This is a genomic window from Nonomuraea sp. NPDC052129, assembly GCF_040680095.1.
Lineage (GTDB): Bacteria > Actinomycetota > Actinomycetes > Streptosporangiales > Streptosporangiaceae > Nonomuraea.
Map to the genome: position 1 here is coordinate 22,829 of NZ_JBFAVX010000001.1, position 21,790 is coordinate 44,618.

The following is a 21,790-nucleotide window of genomic DNA, read 5'->3' on the forward strand; positions in this document are numbered from 1 at the left end:
CTCCTAACAAGACTTAGGTTAAAAATCACAGGCAATTGCGTTACATCTCTCAGTCGGCGTGCGGCTGCAGCAGCTCGCGGATCTGCTCCATCTGCGCCTGGGCCAGCGGCCCGTGCCGCAGCGCGCCGGCGTTCTGCTCGGCCTGGTCGACCGTCCTGATGCCGGGGATCGGCACCGTGCGCCCGCTGCGGGCCAGCAGCCAGCCGAGGGCGCCTTGGGCGAGGGTACGCCCGTCGGAGGTCAGGATGTCGCGGATCGCGTCCAGCATGGCGAGGAACTCCGGGGCGGGCCGGCCGTCCTTGAAGAAGGTCATCCACTGCGGAGAATCGCCGCGTACGTCGTCCATCGGCAGCCGCGAGTCCCGGCCGTACTTGCCGGTGAGCAGCCCCATCGCCAGCGGCCCCCGGTTGACGGAGGCGAGCTCGTGGGTGTCGCACACCGCCAGCATCGCCGGGGTGTCATGCAGGACGTTGAGGTCATGCTGCACGGCGGCGCAGTGCGGCCCTTTCGCGAACGCGGCCGCCCGTTCGGGGTCGTTGGTGCTCCAGCCGTAGGCTCGGATCAAACCCTCCTCGACGAGCTCCTCCAGCGTGGCGATCATCTCGTCCACCCGCTCCAGCGGTGCGTCCCCGACGTGCAACTGGTAGAGGTCGATGTGATCGGTTCCCAGCCGCTCCAGCGACGCCCGGCATGCCTGCCGGATGTATCCGGGCGAGGTGTCCTGGCCGGTGAGCGTCCGCGTCGCCGCGTCGAAGGTGAGGCCGAACTTGGTCGCGATCACGATCTCGTCCCACCGTCCGGACAGCGCTCTCCCGAGCACCCGCTCGCTGTGTCCGGTGCCGTACACGTCGGCCGTGTCGAAGAAGGCGACCCCCAGGTCGAGCGCCCGACGCGCAGCCGCCACTGACTCCTCGTCGTCCACCTGACCCCATCCGGCCGGCTTGCCACGGGCCATGAAGGGTCCGCCGATCGCCCATGCCCCGAACCCGATCGCACTCACCCGCAGGCCGCTACGTCCCAAGATCCGGAATGAATCAGTCATCTCGTACTCTTCCTGACTTCGCGCAGATGGCTATGGGGAAGACGCTGCCATCTGGAGTGGGCTCCAGGTCAAGTACGCCGATCATCGGTTTCATTCGTCGGCATGCGGTACCGCGAAGCGTCCACCGACCCGGCACCGGCGCTGGTAGACGGACGGGCATACCGGACTCGTGCCGCCTTCTTCGATGGCACGGGCTCTGCGCCTCCCCGACTGCTTCGGCCGCACCCGGGACGCGGTCACCGACTCCTTGCGCGATACCGGCGCCGTCAGCCTCACCATGGCCCACGCCGAGTGACCGATCATTCCGGAGCGGATCCCCCGCCGGAGGCACGGGTTCGGTTTGCCATCGAAGCGATGCGTAGGGGCCACTTTCTGTAGCGGGAGAGCAGGTACCTGGGCTATGGCGAGTGTTGCGGAGTTGAAGGCGAGCGGCGATGTCCGGCGGGAAGACCTCCTGCCGGTTCAGTGGGGTCGTCACCGGCTGAACGATGCGCGGGCTCTGCTGGAGTTGCACAAGTCAGACGCCGCCGAGGAAGCGGCACTTCCAGCCCACCGCCACGATCTTGGAACGGCCGTGCCCCGACCTCACAGGACCGGCCCGACGACCATGCACAGACCAATAAAATAAAGCCGAGATGGGAAAGCATATGAACCAACCAATCACTTGCCAATCTTCCAAGTTGTTCCGTAGCAGATCGGCGGCCCATACATAAAGGTCTTTCCCGCTTGGGCGTGCGCAATCAGGGTATCGGCCGCCGGCGCACGAGAACACCGATCCGCTGGAATACTGAGGGTCATTCCATCTTCCGGCGCAATAGTGGCAAAGGGCGCAGCCTCCCCCTTCCATTGAACAGTGATCGTCTCGCCCGTTTGATTTGCGATATAAAATCGCTCCCTATCGGCCGACGTACTACAAGCACATAAGAGGAAAACGATCCCCACCATGAGGCAAGTTAAGCCAAGGCGGAAGCGGCAGCGAGGCCGGGCGGATATATTCTTCCACATGGAACCCCCGAAAAATGGGCGCGAGCACATACAGGATATCGAACCAGGCAATGTCGCCAAGTTATGGACTCGCAGATTATTGACACACGGTCTTGATCTTCACTTTGGGGATGATGCCCTCGTGGGCCACCAATGCATGGAGATCGTTCTGGGTTCGGAGCCGGTGAGGCCGGGCTGGATGGCCTATCCGGCTTGCTGAAGGAGTTGGCGAGTCTCGCGGATGCTTCGGGTGAGCGTTTCGGCTGCCCACACAAGACGTGACGGGCACCTCGGCCACCTACACCGGACTGACCAACGGCCACATCACCTGACGTCGAGAACTGTTACTGCACCGCATCACCGCGATGACAGACATGTGCCGGCCTCCGGTGGCACCGAATGCCGACACATGCTTGTCTGGAAGTCGAACATGTGTCGGCCAAGGGGTTTCATGAGAAAAATCATCTGGTCAGCGACACTCATGGTGTTGATCGTCGCCCTCACCGCCTGTCAGCCACGCCCAAGCCGGTGGGTGGACATCGAGAACCGCACAGGTGAGACCGTGTCGGTGAAATGGCTCGGCGACACGATCTACAGTCGGCAGCTTCCCCCCGGGGGATCGGACCGGATTCCGGTCGTGTCCGGAGGCTGCCTGCGTAATGGAGCCGAAGACGTAATCGTGGGCGAGACAACCAGTGGACGGCGTTTCACCTTCGGCCCGCCCGCCTGCAAAGGTGGAAAGTGGACTCTGCCGGCCAGTTGATCCGAAGCTGGCGTTGGAGACCATAGCCGTGGTGAACGCTCCGGCGATCCCTTGACGCAGAGCCCCGGATGATGTGCTGGGCACGTACGGGATGGGCGGGCTGGGCCAGCGGGCCAAATGTGCAGGCGGAGGGGTTCCGGCGGCTACTGGGGCTTCACCACCGGCACGCCCTCGCTCGCCTGCACCAGAACGAACCCTTGGCCCTGGAAGGCGAGCTGCATCGCCTCGCCGCTCCCCCGGCCGATCAGCGCGCCGACCTTCATCGTCCGGTTCACGCCGACGTGCAGAGCGGTGCTCCAGCAGACGGCCGACTGCCCGTCGGCGTACGTCGGCATGGCCGCGGCGTCCAGCAGCACCGGTGTGCCGTGCGTGGTGACCGCCACCCAGCCGGTGCCGGTGAGCGTGGTGTTGAACAGGCCGCCCGCCGCGACGCCCGCGCCCTGCACCCGCTGGATGTCCCAGGTGAGCTGCGGCTGGAAGGCCAGCAGGTTGCGCCCGTTGACGGTGAGCCCCTCGTTCTCCAGGTAGAACAGGTGGATGTCGTCGGCGTTGTCCGCGAGATAGAGCAGGCCCTGGCCGCGCACGCGCATCAGCGACGCGCCTTCACCCGTCACGGCCTTCTTGAGCAGCTTGCTGATGCCGCCCGCGCCCTCGTACTCGAAGTCCATCTGGCCCTGGAAGGCCACCATCGAGCCCTGCTTGGCCAGCACCTCGTGAGGGAGCTGAACCCGGAGCATCTTGCCGTTCGCCAGGGAGAAGCCGGTGGGAACCTGGCGCGGATCGAGGTTGTCGAAGACTGAGCTGCGCATGATCGACCTTTCGGTGAAGAGGTCCCGCCAGCGTAGTGACTCCGGGGTCAGGCCAGCGGCTCGTCGCCGAGGTCGCGCAGCGCCAGGGCGGCATAACCCCGGAGGTCACCGTCGTTGAACGCGATTCCCTCGTGCGCGGCGGCGTCGCGGCCGATCCAGCCCAGCAGTTCCTCCGCGACCCGGCCGTCCGCCTCCGGGCCCCGCAGCCGGGCCTGCGCGATGGCCGCGCCCCAGCGCACCACATCACGGGGATCATTGAGGGCAGCGTCCAGCACGGGCGCCGTCTCGGGCGATGGCGTCACGCCGGACGGGCCGAGCAGGCCGATCGCGACCAGGGCGGTCGCGGTCACCGCCGGGTGCTCGTCGGCCGCCGCCCTGAGCAGCGGCGGCAGGCCGGCGGCCCGCTCCTCGGGGTACCAGGCCAGGGCGTAGGCCGCGGCGGCGCGCACCGGGGCGTCCGCGTCGGCGAGCAGGTCGCGGAACATCGGCAGCCCGGCGCCGACCGCGTCATACGCCATCAGCGCGAAGTACGCGAACAGCCGCTCCTCCTCGGCTGGCTCAAGCGTCTGGAGGTACTGGAACAGGGCGACATCCTCGCCCCAGTCGTCTTCGTCTTCTTCGTCGTCCTCGTCTTCTTCGTCCTCGTCGTCCGTGAACTGCTTGCCGGCGGACAGCAGCAGGTCCCCGCCCGCCGCCGTGGCGCGATGGTCGTCGAGGGGGTAGCCGGACGGCAGGAGCTGCTCGCCGTAGCCGATGGCCAGCTGCGTCAGCAGGTGCAGCACGGCCGGGCGGTCCGGCGTCTCGGGGTCGGCGACCAGTTCCAGCAGGAACGGCACCGCGCGAGCGCTCGCCTCGAAGCGGGTGCCCTGGTGGAAGATGTTCCCGTACAGGCTGTGCAGCGCCTTGTTCCGGATGCCGGGATCGGGAGAGCGCAGGGCCCGGATCTGGTCCGGCACATCCTTCGCGCGGCCGTAGGCGTGCGTCAGGTCGGCCCAGTCGATCGTGTCGAGACTCGCCAGCATGCGGACATGCTGGCATATGGCGCAGGCCGGTGTCCGGAAGTCCGTGACACCGCATCCTCTGGGGGCAGATGCCCAGTACGTACCGAGGACGTACAGGGAGGCATCATGCGGAGCAAGCAGTGGACCGTGCAGATCTACATCAGCGAGGACGAGACCGATGAGCGCACGCTGGCCCGTGCGGTCCTGTCCGCCGAGGAGAGCGGCTGGCATGAGAGCGTCGGCGTGGCCAGGCGCAACCCCGAGGACCGTGCGGTGCCGGAGATCGGCGACGAGCTGGCCGCGGGGCGGGCGCTGATGGACCTGGCCGACAAGCTCCTCGGCGACGCCGCCGAGGACGTGGCCACGCTCGGCGGCCCGATCGAGGCCCGTTGACCACGCGTACGAAGACGCCCGGCGAGAAGCCCCACTGGTAGCCCGCCGGGCGCCTTCACGATCAGCCCTCCGAAGGCAGGAGCAGCCGGAACTCGGTCCGGCCCGGACGGCTCCGTACGTCCACCGAGCCCCCGTGCGCGGCCACCACGGCGCGGACGATCGCCAGCCCGAGCCCCGCACCTCCGGTGGCCCGCGACCGGCCCTGGTCGGCGCGGGAGAACCGCTCGAAGATCTCTTCCTCCAGCCCGGCCGGCACGCCGGGACCGTCGTCCACGACGGTGACCTCCACCGCGGCCGGCAGCCTCCGTACGGCCACGACGACCGTGGTGCCGTCGGGGGTGTGGACGCGGGCGTTGCTCAGCAGGCTCGCGATCACCTGGTGCAGCCGGAGCGCGTCGCCGGTCACCGTGACGGGGTCCTCCGGCAGCTCCAGCCGCCAGCGGTGGCCGGGCCCGGCGGCCCGCGCGTCGCCGGTGGCCTCGATGGCCAGGCGGGACAGGTCGACCTCCTCCCGGGCCAGCGGCCGTCCCGCGTCGAGCCGGGCCAGCAGGAGCAGCTCGTCGACCAGCTCGCTCATCCGCCCCGACTCGGCGTCGATCCTGCCGAGCGCGTGCCGTACGCCGTCCGCCATCGGCTCGTCGCCGCGCAGGGCGAGCTCGGCGTGCCCGCGGATCGCCGCCAGCGGCGTGCGCAGCTCGTGGCTGGCGTCGGCGGCGAAGGCGCGCAGCCGCTGCTCGACGGCGTGCCGGCGGCCCAGAGCCGCCTCCACGTGGCCCAGCATGCGGTTGAAGGCGGCGCCGACCTGTCCCGTCTCGGTGCGCGGGTCGGTGTCGGGTACGCGTTCGGCCAGGGTCACCTCCCCGCTGGCCAGGGGCAGCTCGGCGACCTTGCGGGCCGTCGTGGCGATGCGTTGCAGGGGGCGCAGCGCCAGCCGTACCCACAGGGCGCCCGCGACACCCGTGACGGCGAGCACGCCGGCGAACATCACCAGCTCGAACAGCCACAGGCGGTGCAGCGTCTCCTCGACACCGTGCAGGGACAGCCCGGTGATCATGACGTCGCCGTCCCGGCCCGCGGCGGCGACGAGCCGGTAGTCGTCCAGGCTGGACAGGTCCACGGTCTGCGGCGGTCCCCCGACCGGCAGCGCCGCCAGGATCGCCTCGTCGTCAGGGCTGAGGCCGGGGTGGGTGCCGTCCCGCTCCGACACCACCGCCGCATGGGTGACGCGCCCGTTGACCAGCCGCGCGCCGAACGTACCCCGTGCCTGTCCCCGCGTGTCCTCGCCGTGCTCCAGGCTCGCGGCGAACCGGGGGCCGTCGGCGGCGATCTGCTGGTCGACGCGGGCGAGCAGGAACCGATCCATCGCCACCGACGTGGCGACGCCGACAGCCGCGCAGGACAGCGCGAGGAGTATGAGCAATCCGGCGATCAGCCGGGCCCTGAGCGTGCGTGGGACGAGGTTCACGGCTTGAGCACGTACCCGACGCCGCGCACGGTGTGGATCAGCGGCCGGCGACCCGCGTCGATCTTCTTACGCAGGTAGCTGATGTACAGCTCCACGACGTGGGCCTGGCCGCCGAAGTCATAGGACCAGACGTGGTCGAGGATCTGCGCCTTGCTGAGCACCCGGCGCGGGTTGCACATGAGCAGCCGCAGCAGCTCGAACTCGGTGGGCGTGAGCTCGACCGGCGTACCGGCCCTGCTCACCTCTCTGGCCTCCTCGTCCATGGACAGGTCGGCCACGACGAGACGGTCCTCGTTGCCGGGCCGCGCCATGCCCGCCCGGCGCAGCAGCCCGCGCAGCCGCGCGAGCACCTCGTCCAGGCTGAACGGCTTGGTCACGTAGTCGTCGCCGCCCGCCGTGATGCCCGCGACCCGGTCCTCGACCGCGTCGCGCGCGGTCAGGAACAGTACGCACAGCTCGGGCCGCAGCTCCCGGAGCCGGTTCATGAGCTCCAGCCCGTTCAGGTCGGGCAGCATGACGTCCAGGATCGCGGCGTCCGGCGCGAACTCCTCGGCCGCGCGGATCGCGGCGGTCCCGCTCGCCGCGGTGCGTACCTGCCAGCCTTCCTGGCACAGCGTCTTCTCCAGCACCTCGAGGAGGTCCGGCTCGTCGTCCACGACGAGCACGCGGATCGGTGTGCCGTCCGGGCGCAGCAGGCTGTTCATGTTCCCTCCTATTCATCACAAAATACGAGGTTCTTCTGAGAATCCTCTGAAGAGCTCCGTTCATAGGGAAAACAGAGGTTCGCCAGGCACGGTCTACTCCCATGACCACTCTTCACGCACCGGCTCGGGCCGCTTTGACAGCGCCGCCGCGCCGCCGCCTGCGACCAGAGCCCGTGCTGGCGGCCGTGGTGGCCGGCGCGGTCGCGGTCGTCGTCCTGTGGTGGCGCGGCACGCCGTCCGTGGCGGGCCTGGACGGCTGGCTCACCGAGGCCGGCCGCGTCACGGGCCTGCTGTCCGGGTACGGCATGGCCGTCCTGCTCGGCCTGATGGCCCGCGTCCCGGCTCTGGAGCGCGGCGTGGGCAGCGACCGGCTGGCCCGCTGGCACGCCATGGGCGGCCGGTACGTCATCGGGCTGGTCACCGCGCACGTCCTGACGATCATCTGGGGGTACGCGGTCGCCGACCAGGCCGGGGTGGTGGACGAGGCGGTCACGATGGCGCTGTCCTTTCCCGACGTACTGAAGGCGACCGTGGCCTTCCTCCTGCTGCTCGGGGTGGCCCTGGTGTCGGCCCGCGCCGCCCGCCGCAGGCTGCGCTACGAGACCTGGTTCTACCTGCACTTCTACACCTACCTGGCGGCCTGGCTGGCGTTCGGGCACCAACTGGCGACCGGCGCCCAGTTCACCGGCGATCGGGTGGCCCAGTTCGCCTGGTACGCCCTCTACCTCGGGGTGGCCGCGCTGCTGGTGTGGTACCGCTTCCTCGGCCCGGTCCGGGTGTGGGCGCGCCACCGGCTGCGGGTGGCCCACGTCAGCGCCGACGCGCCGGGCGTCGTCTCGATCCATCTCACCGGCCGCCGCCTGGCGCGGCTCGGCGCCGAGCCGGGCCAGTTCTTCCGGTGGCGCTTCCTGACCCGCGACCTGTGGTGGTCGGCCAACCCCTACTCGCTGTCCGCCGCGCCGGACCGTGGCGGGCTGCGCATCACGGTCAAGGCGCTGGGCGACCACAGCGCGGCGCTCGCCCGGCTGCGGCCGGGCACCCGGGTCATCGCCGAGGGGCCGTACGGCGGATTCACCGGACGCCTCGGCCGAAGTCCGAAGTCGGTGCTGATCGCCGGCGGCGTCGGCATCACCCCGCTGCGCACCCTGTTCGAGACCCTGCCAGGGCAGGTGACCCTGCTCTACCGCGCTCGTACGCCGGAGGAACTGCTGTTCAGGGACGAACTGGAGAAGATCGCCAGAGCACGCGGGGATGCCAGGCTCTACTGCTCGGTCGGCCCGAGAGCCCCGGACCTGTTCACCGGGCTCGACCGCCTGCTCCCCGACCTGCGCGAGCACGACGCCTATGTGTGCGGGCCGCCCGAGATGACGCGGTCGGCGATCCAGGCGCTGCGGTCGGCGGCCGTGCCCGCCCACCGGATCCATCACGAGTCTTTCGAGTTCTAGGGGTTCCCTCCATGAAGAGAGCACTGCTCGCGGTGGTCACCACCGTCATCGGCCTGGTGCTGCTGCTGTCGTTCAAGCCGCACGACGTCACCGGGGCCACCACCCAGCCGCCCGCCGCCATCGCCCAGACCCATGCCTCCGCGACACCGTCACCCACCACCACTGAGAAGTCCGCCACAACCCAGAAGTCCGCCGCCAGCCGGACGGTCGACGGGGACGCGGTCGACACGCGCTGGGGACCCGTACAGGTGCGGATCAGCGTCAGCGGCGGCAAGATCTCCGACGTCCAGGTGCTCCAGGCGCCGAGCGAGAACAGGCGCGACGTCGAGATCAACAACAGGGCGCTGCCCGTCCTCCAGGAGGAGGCCCTGTCCGCCCAGAGCGCCCAGATCGACTCCGTCTCGGGCGCCACGTACACCAGCGACGGCTACACCCGCTCCCTGCAGAGCGCCATCGACCGGGCCGGGCTGTGACCCGCCACGTCGAGCACGTGATGGGGACCGTCTTCTCCTTCGACGTACGCGATGCCGACTCCAACGGCACCGCCGACGAGGCGATGGCGCGGGCGGTCGCCTGGCTGCACCACGTGGACGCGGTCTTCTCCACCTACCGGCCGGACAGCGCGATCAGCCACCTCGGCCGAGGCGAGATCGAGCTGTCCGATTGCCCGCCCGAGGTGGCCCAGGTGCTCTCGCTGTGCGCCCAGGCAGAACACGACACAAACGGATATTTCACCATGCACCCCGGTGGTCGCCTGGACCCGTCCGGTCTGGTGAAAGGGTGGGCGATCGAGGAGGCGTCCCGGATCTTGTCCGAGGCCGGCGCGCGCCGCCACTGCGTCAACGGCGGCGGCGACATCCAGCTCGGCCCCGATCCCTCGCCGTGGCGGATCGGCATCGCGCACCCCGCCCGGCCCGGCGCCCTCTGCGCCGTGGTCACCGGCCACGACCTGGCCATCGCCACCTCGGGCAGCGCCGAGCGGGGCCCGCACATCCTCGACCCGCACACCGGGCGCGCCACCGACGCGCTGCTGTCCATCACTCTTGTCGGACCCCGCCTGACCGCCGTCGACGCCTTCGCGACGGCGGCATTCGCGATGGGCGACGCCGCCCGCGACTGGGTCGAGGAGACCGACGACCTGGAGGCGTTCGCGGTGACCGCGAGCGGCGACACCTGGCGGACCAGGGGCTTCCCCGCTCTCTGACTCCTCTCGACACCACTCCTCGCCTCGGCGGGTTGTGTTGGCGGCGCAAGCTGGTTTAAAGTACAAACCAGTTTGAGGCTAAGAGGAGTTGTCATGGTAGACGACGGTGAGCAAGCCCCCAGCCCGGAGGAGACTCTGCGCCTCATCGAGGAGCAGCGGGCCGCCACGGTGCGAAGGTTCAGGGGCGATCCCCTGTTCCTGTACGTCCCCTGGGGCGTCGCGTGGTTGATCGGCTTCACCTGCGTCTTCCTGCACTACGGGCTCGACGGCAAGCCCTACGCGCCGATCTCACAGATGCAGGCGGTGGCCGTCCTGATGATCTCCATGGTGATCGCGGGCTCCCTGGCCGCGTACGAGATCACCAGGATGAACATCGGCGTCCGGGGCGAGAGCACGGCCAGGGGCACGATGTACGGCTACACGTGGTTCGCCGGAATGGTGGTGATGTCGATCATCGCCATCCGGATCAGCCCGATGCTGCCGGAAGGAGAGTCCGGCCTGCTCTGGGCAGGCGTCTCGATGCTGGTGGTGGGCGTCATGTACATGGCCGGCGGCGCGATCTTCCTGTACTGGCCGATGTTCTTCGTCGGCGTCGGCGTGACCGCCGTCAACGGCCTGGGCGTGCTGCTCGGCCCCGGCTGGCACGCGCTGCTGACGGCGGTGCTGCTCGGCTTCGGGCAGATCGTCCTGGGCCTGTGGTGGCGACGGAGGCAGTGCCGGTGACGGCCGGCGACGTTCCGGAGCTCGATCCGGTGATCCACGCGCAGGCCAGGCTACGTGTCGTCGCGACGCTCAACGCGATGGGCGGAGGCGACGAGATCGCCTTCCCGGCGCTCAAGGATCTGCTCGGCATGACGGCCGGCAACCTCTCGGTCCACCTGACCAAGCTCGAGGAAGTCGGCTACGTCCAGATCACGAAGACGCACAAGGGCCGTACCCCGGTCACCTATGTCTCGCTCACCAAGCGCGGCCGGGTCGCCTTCGACGACTACACCAAGGCGATCCGCGCCCTACTCGACTCCGCAGGAGGCACTTCATGACCATCCTCGCCAGAACGGTGGAGGTCACCCGGCGCTACGGCGACGTGCTGGCGCTCGACCGCGTCTCGCTCGACATCAGGGCGGGAGAGCTGGTCGGCCTGCTCGGCCCGAACGGCGCGGGCAAGTCGACGCTGATCAACCTGTTCGTGGGCCTGCGCAAACAGACGTCCGGCACGGTCGAGCTGCTCGGTGGCTCCCCGCAGGATCCGGTGGTACGCCGAGGCATCGGGGTCACGCCGCAGGAGACGGGCCTGCCCGAGTCGCTGAGAGTCGGCGAGATCGTCGACTTCGTCTCAGCCCATTACCCGAAAAAGGCCGATAAAGGGGAGTTACTCGCCCGGTTCGGCCTCGACGACCTGGTCAAGCGGCAGATCGGCGGCCTGTCCGGCGGCCAGAAGCGGCGGCTGGGCGTGGCACTGGCCTTCGCCGGCAACCCGCGGATGGTCTTCCTCGACGAGCCGACCACCGGCCTCGACGTGGAGGCCAGGCGAGCGCTCTGGGACGGCATCAAGGACTTCCATGAGGGCGGCGGCACGGTCCTGCTCACCAGCCACTACCTGGAGGAGATCGAGGCCCTGGCCCAGCGGGTCGTGGTCGTCGGCCACGGCCGGGTGCTCGCCGACGACACCGTGCGGGCCGTACGCGACATGGTGGGTGTGCGGCGCGTCTCGCTCGTCGCCGAGAACCTGCCCGAACTGCCCGGTGTGCTCGCCAGCGAACGTGCGGACGGCCGGATCAACCTGGTGACCACCGACCCCGACCGGCTGGTCGTCGAACTGGTGCGGAGCGGCACACCGTTCTCCGGTCTGGAGATCAGGCCGACCTCGCTCGAGGAAGCCTTCCTCGCCATCACCGCCAAGGAGACCGAGCATGTCTAGCCTTATCCTGGCCCACACCCGCTATCTGATGCTCGAGCAGATCCGGGTGCCGATCGGCCTGGTCGCCAGCTCGTTCTTCCCGGCCGCGTCGATGCTGGCGTTCGTGGTGCCGTTCACGGGGGACGATCCGGTGGCCGCGACGCGGGCGACGGGGTCGATGATGATGATCGGCGCCATGTCGGCCGCGCTCATGGGGCTCAGCATCACGGTCGCGCAGGACCGCGAGCTACCGTGGAACCCCTACGTGCGTACGCTGCCCGCTGGACCGTTCCCCCGCTTCGCCGGGCGGATCCTCACGACGATGGCCACGATGCTGGTGTCGACGATCCCGGTGGTGGTGATCGCGGCCCTGTTCACCACGGCGACCATCACGGTGCCGAACCTGCTGATCGGGCTGCTCGCCCTGCTCGGCGGGGCGGTGCCGTTCATGCTGATCGGCCTGTTCCTGGGCTTCGTGCTGGCCTCGAAGGCGGCCATCGGCGTGTCGCAGGTCGTGTTCTTCCCGATCGCGATCCTGGGCGGGCTGTTCCTGCCGCCGCAGATCATGCCGGACTTCGTGCAGAAGGTGTCGCCGTTCGTGCCGAGCCGTGGCGCCGGGGAGCTGATCTGGGCCGTGACGACCGGCACCGCGCCGAACATGGTCGCGGTGATCATGCTCGGCGTGTGGACCGTGATTGCGGCACTGGCCGCGGGCTGGGCCTACCGGCGCGACGAAGGCCGCCGCTTCTCCTGAGAGGTGATCTCCTCGAACGGGGGGTGTGCCGCCGAGTCCGCAGCGATCTCGACGGCACACCCGTCCGTGAGGGGGTCCGGTTACTTCTTCTCTTCGAGGGTGACGGAGACGTTACTCGACTTTCCGTCCCTCATATAAGTGATCTGAACCTGTTGGCCTACTTTGAAACCTCTGACCTGGCCAACAACTGTATCTCCGCCCTCCACCGGCGTGTTGCCGATCTTGGTGATGAGGTCGCCCTGCTTCAGTCCGGCCTTGTCGGCGGGGCTTCCGGAGGTGACCTGGCGGATCAGCGCGCCGGGCACGTCGCCGGTGGCGTCGGTGACACTCACGCCCAAGAACGCGTGAGTCACCTTGCCACCACTGATGAGCTGGTCGGAGACCTGCTTGGCGGTGTTGACCGGGATGGCGAAGCCGACACCGATGTTGCCGCTGCTGCCGCCGTTGGTGGCGATGGCGCTGTTGATGCCGATCACCTGACCGGCCGCGTTGACGAGCGCGCCGCCGGAGTTGCCCGGGTTGATGGCCGCGTCGGTCTGGATGGCGTCGCCGAGCGTCGTCGCCCCGCTCTCCTGACCCTGCTGCTGCTCCCGCTGCTGGCCCCAGCCAGGCGGAAGCTGCTGCTGCTGGTCCTGCTCGCCGCCGACGGTGACCGTGCGGTTGAGCGCGCTGACGATGCCCGCCGTGACGGATCCGTCGAGGCCGAGCGGGCTGCCGATGGCCAGTACGGCGTCGCCGACCTGAAGCTGGTCGCTGTCGCCGAGCGAGGCCTTGGTCAGGCCCGAGACGCCGTCGGCCCTGATGACCGCGAGGTCGGTGGACGGGTCGGTGCCCACGACCGACGCCTTGGCCGTCTTGCCGTCGTTGAACTTGACGGTCATCTGCCCGCCCTGCCCGGCGCCGACGACCACGTGGTTGTTGGTGAGGATGAGCCCGTCGTCGGACAGCACCACACCTGACCCCTCGCCGGTCTGCCCTTGGATCATCACGACCGAAGGCTGCACCTTCTGCGCGACCTGGGCCACGGTGAGCTGGTTGGAGGCCGCCTTGAAGACCGGGCTCGGCGCGGAGACGACTGTGGTGTCCTGGAACGCCGTGGCGGCGACGGCCCCCACTGCGCCGCCGCCCACGGCCACGGCCGCCAAGGCGAGCCCGGCGATCGTCTTCCGCCCGACGGAGAAGCCCCGCCTGGGCGGCTTGGGAGGCGGAGGCTGGTTCATGATCACGGTCTCTCGCCGGGGAAAGCCCCCGGCGGAGGGCGGCTGGTCGCCGAACTGGCTCCAGCCGCCGGCGCCCTGCTCGCGAGGCTCGTTCGCGTTCATCGTCATCTCCTCAAGTACCGATGACTCAAGAGTGCCAAGGAGCGCGTAAGTGCAGGTTAAGCCGGTGATCAGAACTGTATGAGAGGGTTGACGGCAGCCTTATCACAGCTGGTCACGGCCCGGTTATCCGTATGAACCTGGTCGGAAATTTACCTCGGGCGGCAACCACACAGGTCAAGGACGGTTTAATCAGCCTGCGCCGCGTAGATCATGGTCGATTTCAATTTGCCGCTGGACCTCACCGCAGCCGTGAGGGAACAGCACGGCGAGGGCCGATTCGAGCACCAGGGCCTCCATCTGATCAACGTGAAGCTCGGCGCCAGAGATGACGAGGCCGAAGATGAGGGCCTTGATCCCGTCGACCATCGCGCGGGCCTCGGGGTCGCGGAGGTCGGGGCGCGACTCGGCGACGAGATGCACCCACTCTTCGCGGTTGAGTCGCTTACGGCGGAGCATCGGCTGTTGGTGTCGCGAAGGCAGGCTTTGAAGTTCTCGGGCGCCGACCGCCATGAGGTGGGCGTCGGTGAGTGCCCTGCGCGCCCGCTTGCCTACCAGGGCCTTCAGCAGCTGTCGCGCCGAGTCGTCCGCGGTGTAGACCTCGGCGACCTCGACTTCGGAACGGTCAGCCTCGGCTTGCATTATCGCCAGCAGCAACTCGTCCTTGCCCTTGACATGATGGTAGAGGGCCGGCCCGGTGATCCCCACCGCTCCGCCGATCTCGTCCACGCCGGTCGCGTGATAGCCCCTTTCGACGAACAGGCGCGCCGCCTCCCGGATGATCAGCTCACGTCGCTCGCTGCTCGCCAGGGGCGCCGGCGTCTTTGCGGCCCTTTCGGGAACAGGCCCTGTCGCCGCCCTTCCTCCTACGCTCGAAGTCGGCCCGGGCGGGACATGGCCAACGGGACTGGCCGGGTCCGCGCCGTCCGATACGCGCCGGTCGGCTTGATGTGATGGTCGCGCTTCTGTCGCAGGTCCTGAGGTGTCGTGCGGGTGGCGGGGCAGCAGCAGGTCGAATGTCATGTCGATGATGAGGTGGCACAATCGGTCACCGTCGAGTCCCGTGCGGCCGGTCGCGATGGTGAAGATCAGCCATTTGGCGCCGACCACCAGCGTCCGTGCCTGGTCCGCGCTCAGCTCGGGGCGAGCTTGACCGACCCGGCTCACCCATTCCTCCTGGTTGATCCGGCTGCGACGCAGCAAAGGCTCGCTCGTCTCGGGGGACAGGCTGCGCAACTCGCGGGCGGCGATGGCGGTCAGCGGGCCATCGTCAGTGGCCTGGCGCGCCTGGGAGCGGATAAGCCGCTCCAGCAACTCCCGCGGAGTGCCGCCCTCGCGATGGATCTGGGCGATCTCCGCCTCGGAGCGCTCCGCGCTCTCCTCGATCAAGGCCGCAAGCACGGCGTTCTTGTCCGGGAAGTGCCGGTAGACCGTCGGCCCCTTCACACCGGCCGCGGCGCCGATCTCGCTGATGCTCGTGCCGTGGAACCCACGCTCGTAGAACAGGCGGGTGGCTTCGCGAAGGATCAGCGCGCGCCGGTTCCCCGGTGGCCTGCCACGCCGCGGGCGCGCCACCGTCTCTCCGTTGCCGGGCATCGCCAACGAGGACACCGCACACTCCCCTTCCACGCTCAAGGATGCCTTGACCGTACAGCGGTTCGGGTGAACCTTTGCGATCAGGTTAACGAACTGTCGCTTAATGGCCGTTAGCCTGGCGCATTTCCTGGATGACCGTCTTAGGATGGGCGATTATTGCTAATCGTGGTAAAGTCAAGATTGGCCTAGTTGCTAGCAAGTTCAGTCGATACTGAAATGCGAGGAAGGGTTGCACGCGTGTCCCCTCGGTCGAAGCAGGTGACGCTCAACAGCCTGGACCCGCTGTGCAGGGGGCTTCCGCAAGACTCCGCTGCCGGCGCGACGCCTGCGGCCCCCGCGCGTCGATCGCCGCTGTGCTGCAACGAAATCGGCAGACCACTACAGGATGTGATGTTGCCATGCCAGGCATCAGTACGGCCGGACTCTCCGGTATCGAGGAAAGCTCTTTCATCACCTTGCACGCCCGGGTGGTGGACGCTAGAGCGGACGATCCCATACTGAACGACCCGTACGCAGAGAAGGTCGCCCAGGCACTCGACTACGACTGGCAGCGCCTCCAGCCGACTCCCAAGCTGGAGGAGAAGGAACGGCTCAACGTCACCATTAGGGCCGTGCACTTCGATCGATGGGTACGCCAGTTCATCGCCCGCCATCCAGACGCGATCGTGCTCGATCTGGGCTGCGGGTTGGACAGCCGCGGTTACCGGATCGACCCGCCGCCCGGCGTGGACTGGTACGACGTGGACCTGCCAGGCATGATGTCCCTGCGCGCCAAGATATATAAGGAGACCAGCGGCATCCACGCGCTGGCCACGTCACTCAACGAGGAAGGCTGGCTGGAGGCCCTGCCGGCCGACCGGCCAGTGGTCGTGGTCATGGATGGGCTGTACCCGTTGATGACCAAGCCCACCTTTATCAGGCTGCTGAGCCGGATCACCGCCCATTTCGAGCGCGGCGAGATCCTCCTGCTGGGCTTCTCCAAGCTTTCTTCGCGGATGATGCGCATGGTCGTGCCGGCCGTCAAGACGCTCGGAGTCTCTGTCAACGAGGGGTTCGACAACCCGCGCGACGTGGAGCGCTGGAACCCCGACCTGCGTCTCGTCGAGCAGCAACGGCTGATCACCTCTCCTGAGGTGGCGAAGATGCCGCGCGGTGAGCAGATCCGCTGCCGGATCATGGCAGTGATCCCGGGCCTGGCCAGGATGGACAAGGGCCTGCTTCGCTACGCCTTCGGCAGATCCTGACCTTCCGGACCGCGTGAAAAGGTGCCGGTCACGTCATGACCGGGCAGGCACTGTTCGGCGGGACCTGCCAGGCCGCGCGAGTACCAGATCGGGGAGTTCGGCGAGGATCGGGGCAGGGCCCAGAGCCCGGATGGGGATGTGGTGCGCGGCGGCGGCCAGGGCATACAGGTGCGGCGGGGTGAGCGGCCGGACTGCCCAGCACACCAGTTGCGCCGCGCGTTCTTCGGTGCTGGGGGTGCGGACGGGCCGCTCATCGGTGGCCGGGGCCGGTGGGTCTACGGCCAGGAACGCGACCGGCGCCATCCGGGGATCTTCGCCGAGCGGACGCACCCGCGCCCACGCCTGACCGTCGCGCATGCTGAGCCGGACGTACGGTTGCGGACATAGCTGCCAGCCACTGCGGCGCAGCCAGGAGGACTTCCTGGCCATCGGCGACAGCCAGTGGTTGGGGATGAGCACGGCCGCGTGGTCGGGATGCCACAGCACCCCGCAGTCGACGTCGGCCTCGTCCTCGGCGGCGCCGGCGTGGTCGGCATACCCGGCCAGCATGCTCTGCAGACAGGCGATGGTGTCGGCCGGCGTTCTGTGCCGGGCGATCATCGCGCCGCCCCGATACACCAGATACAGGTTCCCGGGCCGTTCGACGGTGAGGGTGGCCGGCGCGTACGCGGCGTCGGCGGTGTGCGCCGACAGCCAGCCGTCGAGCTCGCCGGTGACCGCACCCCGGGTGGCGATCCCCACGACGCGGTCGCCGGCGCGGACCGGCCGCACCGAGGTGCCCTCGCCGGAGGTGACGTTCACCGAGCAGGAACTGGGCGTCTCCACAACCACCCGGCCGGGTTCGTCCCCGAGCATCGACACGATCGCGGCGCTCACCTGGTGGTAGCCCTCCAGGATCCACGGGGGCGCGCATGGGTGGAGCAGCACGCCGCTGGGCGTGCCGAGGGGGGCGGCCGCTCGGGCCAGCTCGGCAAGCTGATCGAGTTCGGTGCCGGGAACGGTTCCGAACAGCCGAGTCTGGTCGTCGCCGGACACCACCACACCGCCGTCCCGCAAGGGCGCGTTGGCGGCCAGGTCGGTCAGGAGCTGGTCGCAATAAGCGCAATCACGGCCCACCCCGACCGCCAGGATCGGCGTGCCGACTCGCGGGAACAGGGCGGCCCGCTGAAGCAGGTCGCGCCGCAGGGACCGGCCGCGCTCCTCGTACTCCTCGATCTCGGGATCGCCGACCAGGATCGCGGCCTGGTCGTCCAGCGTGATGAGGCCCGCGCTCGCCCACACCCGCAAGCAGGTCAGGGCCGCCTGCCCGGGCGGTTCATCCAGCCCCGCCGCGGTGATCCGCCGCAGCCAGTGAGCCGCCGGGGCGTTGAGATACGCGCCGATCGCGGTATCGGTGCGCGCCAGCACCGCCCCACCGGCCGCCAGTCCGGCCAACACCGTCTGCCGCCCCCAGCCGATCTTCATCGGCAGCGGCGCCTGCACACGGAGAGGTCGGGAGCGAGCGAGCAGCAGACCAGCCCCGGGCAGCATCGGCCGACCGGCCCAGCGATGCCGCTGCACAGGTCGCCTTCGGGTATGCATGCTTGGCCGGCGGTGTAGACCTGGGTGAAGAATTCTGGCGAGTCCATGCGATGTGCTCCTTCACGTACTGGCGGCCGTTGCGTTGTGCGAGGCCACAACCAGCGTCAATCACTGTAAGCATTCAGTCAATTGCATAAAGTGATGCAGGTCGGGCGTATCGGCCAACCCGCTACACACTTCTCCCCGAAAGGGTGAGGACCCGGGAAGCTCCTGCCGCCGCATCTCGCCTCATAGAGTGCGGGGATGGGGACCAACCGTCGGCTCCGCAGCCTCGTCGTCGGTGATACGACCTGGCTGTGGTCGGTACATCACAAACATGCCGAATGCCGCGAGATCCTCTCTCTGCACCGCGAGGACGCCGGTGTGACCCTGCGTATCGTCTTTCGCGCGGGTCCCGGCCGCCATGTCGCCGAGGGGCACTGGTACGCGGGCTCGATCACCAATGGTCGCGGAGATCTGCTCAACCTCCACGAGCCGTGGGTCATACGACGACTCCTCGACGAGACAGCAGCGCGCCACGCCCTGCCCACAGCACCTGGTGAGAGGGAGATGGACGGCTGGCCTCTCTTCGACGCACTCGTCAGCCGGAGTGATCGCCCTTGAACGTGGGCCGATGGGAGCACGTCTGATCCCCCGTACCGCTAGAAGACGCACCTGCGCGGGCCGGGCCGGATCCTGCGCTCGCGTACCCCCGAGCCGGCCTACCTGCTCACGCACTGGGCGTTATGCACGCTGATCTGCACCGCGGCCACTGCGGCCGGGCTGGAAGCCGCCTTGGGAAGCCCAGTGCCCGGCGGGTGTACATCTAGGAATAAATCCCTCGCGACGTGGGCCGTCTGGATGCCACCATGCAGATCATGAGCACCCGGCTGCGCGCGATCGCACAAGACACGGTCGCTACCGTCCAACACGGTGGTTACACGTCGCCAGGTGGCCAGTGGGTATATCTCGCGGACGACGTGGCGCATGCTGTAGCGAGCACTCGGCTCTACCTTCCCGAGGATGACCTCGGCACGGCCCAGGGTGATGCGGAGGCTGAGCGTGACATGCCGGATGTACGCATCGAGGTCACGAATGAGTCCACCCTGCAGGCGGCCCGAGCCATGGCGGGCGACGGCACCGATTTGGCCTGCCTTGTCTTTGCCTCGGCGAAGAACCCCGGCGGCGGGTTCCTCACCGGGGCCCAGGCGCAAGAGGAGAGCCTAGCCAGGGCATCGGCGTTGTACGCCTGCCTCACCGCTACCCCGCAGTTCTACGCCTACCACCGCGCCCAAGGCGACCTGCGTTACAGCGATCGGGTCATCTACTCGCCCGGCGTGCCGGTCTTCCGCGACGATAAGGGTCGCATGCTCGACGAGCCGTATCGTGTGGCTTTCCTGACCGCGGCCGCACCCAATGCAGGGGTCATCGCGCGCAACCAGCCACAGTTGGCGGGCACCGTACCGGCCGCGCTGTGGGAAAGAACCGTTCGTGTGCTCGATGTGGCGGAAACCCATGGCCACCGCCGACTGGTGCTCGGAGCGTGGGGGTGCGGGGTGTTCGGCAACGATCCCAGACTAATTGCCGACACGTTCGCCCGGGCGCTGGCCACGCGCAACCGCTTCGAACACGTGCGCTTCGCCGTACTGGACCGACAGCCTGGCACCCCGACCTATACCGCATTCGCCCGCGTCTTTTCCAACGAGGAGAGCGCAGTTTCCCGGTAACGAAACGGCGCTCGTCTACAACGGGCCGGTCGGCGACAGCTGAGGCGGCAGGCCATCCCGACGCGCCAGCCGCCCAACGCCGCGAACGCGCCCGCGCACATGACGCGGACGGCTATCGAGAGCGGGTCCCCAGTTGCTGAGAGATCCGCAGGAGGTAGCCGTCCGGGTCCTGCACAGCGAACTGGCGCACGCCCACGGCATCGGCGCTGCGCTCGTACCAGCGCTCCTCCAACGGCAGCCACATCTCATAACCGGCGGCAAGCAGCGTGGTGTGAATCCGCTCCACGTCATCCACCTCAACCGTCAGGTTGATCCCACGCCCGTAGGGGTGGTCCAGCTCGGCGCGCGGGTAGAGACGGTCCTGGCTCCAGGGCTGCTCCAACATCAAGTCCGCCGCCCCGTCGCGTTCAAGGTAAGCGAATCGCTCCTGGGGGCGCTCGTAGCGAATCTCGAAGCCCAGCAGGCGATAGAAGGCCAGGCTGGCCTGGATGTCGGAGCAGATCAGTTCAGGAACAAGTCGCGACATTTCGTCACTCTGGCAGGTCCCGAACGCTCCAGCAAATCTCACTGTCGCCGTCCTCAGCGCCGGAGCCTGTAGCCGGTCAGCCTGGCCGCCTCATCTCTTGCGGCGGTTGACGACCATCACCACGAAAACGAACGTCGCGATGGCCAGGATCGCGGCCAACGCGATGATGAGCTCGATAACGCCGATGCCAGCCACAGCTCTCCAAATCGCTTGGGAGGTTACTTGTGGGGCAGCGTACATCGACGCGCTCGCATGGCCTCAAGTCCGCGCGGCTACGACGCCACCTGGCATTGCCGTACTTCTCCGCAGCCGAGTCCTCCGGGGCCGATCAGGGCGGGGCGGTCGGGATGGGCGAGGGCTGCGGAGAAGAATCCGTGGGCGGCAACGGCGGTCGCTGTCACGCGTCCTAGGTCCTTTCGCGAACACCGGCCCAACAGTGGTGAAGGTCAACCGGCGATCGGCCGGCCGCTCATGTCGACGTTGGGCGCGGCCTTGGCGACCAGGTCCGGGATCACGCTGCCGAGGTCCGCAGCGTCCCAAAGATCCTGCTTGGTCACCTCCGGGCCGAGTCGCCACGCCTCGGCGACACCGATCCGCCCGCCGCCGACGTCGAACACCCGCCCGGTGACGGCGTCGCTCTCCGTACTGGCCAGCCAGGCCACCAGCGGCGAGACCTGCTCGGGCCCGAGACCGGCGGCGTAATCGACCGGCATGACGGCTTCGGTGAGCCGGGTGAACGCGGCGGGCGCGACGGCGTTCGCGGTCACACCGTAGCGGCCGAGTTCCGTGGCCGCGATGAGGGTGAACGCGGCGATGCCGGCCTTGGCCGCGCCATAGTTGGATTGGCCGAAGTTGCCGTAGATGCCCGAGGCCGAAGTGGTGTTGATGAGCCTTGCGCGCAGTGGCCGCCCGCTCTCCTTGGCCCGCGCGCGCCAGTACCCGGCGGCGAAATGGGTCGGCCCTGCGGTGCCACGCAGGTGGACCCGGATCACCGCGTCCCAGTTCTCCTCCGTCATGGACGCGATGGTCTGGTCGCGCAGGATGCCGGCGTTGTTCACCAGGACATCCAGGCCGCCGAACTCGCCGATCGCCTGGTCGATGAGCCGCTTCGCGCCCTGCCAGTCGGCGACGTCGTCGGTGTTGGCGACGGCTTTGCCGCCCGCCGCCACGATCTCGTCCACCACCAGTTGTGCCGCGCCGGCGTCGGACCCGGTGCCGTCCGGGGCGCCGCCGAGGTCGTTGACCACCACGTGGGCTCCCTGCCGCGCCAGTTCCAGCGCGTGCGCACGGCCGAGACCGCGCCCCGCGCCGGTCACGATCGCCACCCGGTCTTCACAGATACCGCTCATATGGGCTT

The 21,790-nt window shown here is 68.5% G+C and carries 23 protein-coding genes; 13 read left to right on the top strand and 10 right to left on the bottom strand.

All coding sequences use genetic code 11. The features are described 5' to 3' along the window. Positions 1 to 49 precede the first annotated feature (49 nt). A complete protein-coding gene (locus AB0L53_RS00115; protein WP_363988083.1) occupies positions 50 to 1,042 on the bottom strand; it encodes an aldo/keto reductase in 993 nt (330 codons plus the stop codon). Between the two features lie 184 nt (positions 1,043 to 1,226). Between AB0L53_RS00115 and AB0L53_RS00120 the strand changes: the two genes are divergently transcribed. Together AB0L53_RS00120 and AB0L53_RS00125 are read left to right on the top strand one after the other, a co-directional pair. Then, entirely contained in the window at positions 1,227 to 1,337 is a 111-nt protein-coding gene (locus AB0L53_RS00120; protein ID WP_363988086.1) for a barstar family protein, read from the top strand. Between the two features lie 1,140 nt (positions 1,338 to 2,477). Further along, positions 2,478 to 2,789 carry a hypothetical protein gene (locus AB0L53_RS00125; protein ID WP_363988088.1) on the top strand — a complete coding sequence of 104 codons (312 nt, stop codon included), beginning with the start codon at positions 2,478 to 2,480 and terminating at the stop codon, positions 2,787 to 2,789. A gap of 143 nt (positions 2,790 to 2,932) precedes the next feature. On the opposite strand, the gene AB0L53_RS00130 is transcribed toward AB0L53_RS00125, so the two are convergent. Further along, on the bottom strand, positions 2,933 to 3,598 hold the full coding sequence (locus AB0L53_RS00130) for an AIM24 family protein (protein WP_363988090.1): 666 nt from the start codon (positions 3,596 to 3,598) through the stop codon (positions 2,933 to 2,935). A gap of 47 nt (positions 3,599 to 3,645) precedes the next feature. Beyond that, positions 3,646 to 4,620, bottom strand: a complete 975-nt coding sequence (locus AB0L53_RS00135) for a HEAT repeat domain-containing protein (protein ID WP_363988093.1) — start codon at positions 4,618 to 4,620, stop codon at positions 3,646 to 3,648. A 105-nt stretch (positions 4,621 to 4,725) separates the two neighbouring features. Here AB0L53_RS00135 and AB0L53_RS00140 point away from each other — a divergent pair, with 105 nt between their 5' ends. Next, positions 4,726 to 4,992 carry a DUF1876 domain-containing protein gene (locus tag AB0L53_RS00140; RefSeq protein ID WP_363988096.1) on the top strand — a complete coding sequence of 89 codons (267 nt, stop codon included), beginning with the start codon at positions 4,726 to 4,728 and terminating at the stop codon, positions 4,990 to 4,992. Between the two features lie 61 nt (positions 4,993 to 5,053). Here the strand turns inward: AB0L53_RS00140 and AB0L53_RS00145 are convergent, their stop codons facing one another. Beyond that, entirely contained in the window at positions 5,054 to 6,457 is a 1,404-nt protein-coding gene (locus AB0L53_RS00145) for a HAMP domain-containing sensor histidine kinase (RefSeq protein WP_363988099.1), read from the bottom strand. Next, positions 6,454 to 7,161, bottom strand: coding sequence for a response regulator transcription factor (locus tag AB0L53_RS00150; RefSeq protein ID WP_363988102.1), 708 nt, complete (start codon positions 7,159 to 7,161; stop codon positions 6,454 to 6,456). Before AB0L53_RS00150 ends, AB0L53_RS00145 begins: the two co-directional genes overlap by 4 nt. A gap of 101 nt (positions 7,162 to 7,262) precedes the next feature. Between AB0L53_RS00150 and AB0L53_RS00155 the strand changes: the two genes are divergently transcribed. From AB0L53_RS00155 to AB0L53_RS00185, 7 genes are all read left to right on the top strand, one after another. Beyond that, complete coding sequence (locus tag AB0L53_RS00155; protein ID WP_363988106.1) at positions 7,263 to 8,606, top strand: ferredoxin reductase family protein; 1,344 nt, start codon at positions 7,263 to 7,265, stop codon at positions 8,604 to 8,606. Positions 8,607 to 8,617: 11 nt separating this feature from the next. Next, the gene (locus tag AB0L53_RS00160; RefSeq protein ID WP_363988108.1) at positions 8,618 to 9,079 is read left to right on the top strand and encodes an FMN-binding protein; all 462 of its coding nucleotides are present in this window, start codon (positions 8,618 to 8,620) and stop codon (positions 9,077 to 9,079) included. Continuing rightward, the gene (locus tag AB0L53_RS00165; protein WP_363988111.1) at positions 9,076 to 9,810 is read left to right on the top strand and encodes an FAD:protein FMN transferase; all 735 of its coding nucleotides are present in this window, start codon (positions 9,076 to 9,078) and stop codon (positions 9,808 to 9,810) included. The genes AB0L53_RS00160 and AB0L53_RS00165 overlap by 4 nt, the downstream gene beginning before the upstream one ends. A gap of 93 nt (positions 9,811 to 9,903) precedes the next feature. Beyond that, positions 9,904 to 10,533, top strand: coding sequence for a hypothetical protein (locus AB0L53_RS00170; protein WP_363988114.1), 630 nt, complete (start codon positions 9,904 to 9,906; stop codon positions 10,531 to 10,533). Beyond that, positions 10,530 to 10,850 (top strand): transcriptional regulator, encoded by a 321-nt coding sequence (locus AB0L53_RS00175; protein WP_357962348.1) that lies wholly within the window; start codon positions 10,530 to 10,532, stop codon positions 10,848 to 10,850. The genes AB0L53_RS00170 and AB0L53_RS00175 overlap by 4 nt, the downstream gene beginning before the upstream one ends. Next, positions 10,847 to 11,728, top strand: coding sequence for an ABC transporter ATP-binding protein (locus tag AB0L53_RS00180; protein WP_363988117.1), 882 nt, complete (start codon positions 10,847 to 10,849; stop codon positions 11,726 to 11,728). The genes AB0L53_RS00175 and AB0L53_RS00180 overlap by 4 nt, the downstream gene beginning before the upstream one ends. Next, positions 11,721 to 12,461 (top strand): ABC transporter permease, encoded by a 741-nt coding sequence (locus tag AB0L53_RS00185; RefSeq protein ID WP_358550546.1) that lies wholly within the window; start codon positions 11,721 to 11,723, stop codon positions 12,459 to 12,461. The genes AB0L53_RS00180 and AB0L53_RS00185 overlap by 8 nt, the downstream gene beginning before the upstream one ends. A gap of 80 nt (positions 12,462 to 12,541) precedes the next feature. On the opposite strand, the gene AB0L53_RS00190 is transcribed toward AB0L53_RS00185, so the two are convergent. Continuing rightward, complete coding sequence (locus AB0L53_RS00190; protein ID WP_363988121.1) at positions 12,542 to 13,783, bottom strand: trypsin-like peptidase domain-containing protein; 1,242 nt, start codon at positions 13,781 to 13,783, stop codon at positions 12,542 to 12,544. A gap of 189 nt (positions 13,784 to 13,972) precedes the next feature. Continuing rightward, entirely contained in the window at positions 13,973 to 15,391 is a 1,419-nt protein-coding gene (locus tag AB0L53_RS00195; protein ID WP_363988124.1) for a TetR family transcriptional regulator, read from the bottom strand. Between the two features lie 383 nt (positions 15,392 to 15,774). Between AB0L53_RS00195 and AB0L53_RS00200 the strand changes: the two genes are divergently transcribed. Then, positions 15,775 to 16,620, top strand: coding sequence for a class I SAM-dependent methyltransferase (locus AB0L53_RS00200; protein WP_363988127.1), 846 nt, complete (start codon positions 15,775 to 15,777; stop codon positions 16,618 to 16,620). 33 nt (positions 16,621 to 16,653) lie between these two features. On the opposite strand, the gene AB0L53_RS00205 is transcribed toward AB0L53_RS00200, so the two are convergent. Beyond that, a complete protein-coding gene (locus tag AB0L53_RS00205; RefSeq protein ID WP_363988130.1) occupies positions 16,654 to 18,102 on the bottom strand; it encodes a hypothetical protein in 1,449 nt (482 codons plus the stop codon). Between the two features lie 342 nt (positions 18,103 to 18,444). On the opposite strand from AB0L53_RS00205, the gene AB0L53_RS00210 reads away from it, so the two are divergent. Then, the gene (locus AB0L53_RS00210; RefSeq protein ID WP_363988133.1) at positions 18,445 to 18,804 is read left to right on the top strand and encodes a hypothetical protein; all 360 of its coding nucleotides are present in this window, start codon (positions 18,445 to 18,447) and stop codon (positions 18,802 to 18,804) included. Positions 18,805 to 19,058: 254 nt separating this feature from the next. Continuing rightward, positions 19,059 to 19,907 (top strand): TIGR02452 family protein, encoded by an 849-nt coding sequence (locus AB0L53_RS00215; RefSeq protein WP_363988136.1) that lies wholly within the window; start codon positions 19,059 to 19,061, stop codon positions 19,905 to 19,907. Positions 19,908 to 20,019: 112 nt separating this feature from the next. Here AB0L53_RS00215 and AB0L53_RS00220 read toward each other — a convergent pair whose 3' ends face one another. Continuing rightward, on the bottom strand, positions 20,020 to 20,433 hold the full coding sequence (locus tag AB0L53_RS00220) for a VOC family protein (RefSeq protein ID WP_363988139.1): 414 nt from the start codon (positions 20,431 to 20,433) through the stop codon (positions 20,020 to 20,022). A 446-nt stretch (positions 20,434 to 20,879) separates the two neighbouring features. Beyond that, entirely contained in the window at positions 20,880 to 21,782 is a 903-nt protein-coding gene (locus AB0L53_RS00225; RefSeq protein WP_363988141.1) for an SDR family oxidoreductase, read from the bottom strand. Positions 21,783 to 21,790 lie beyond the last annotated feature (8 nt).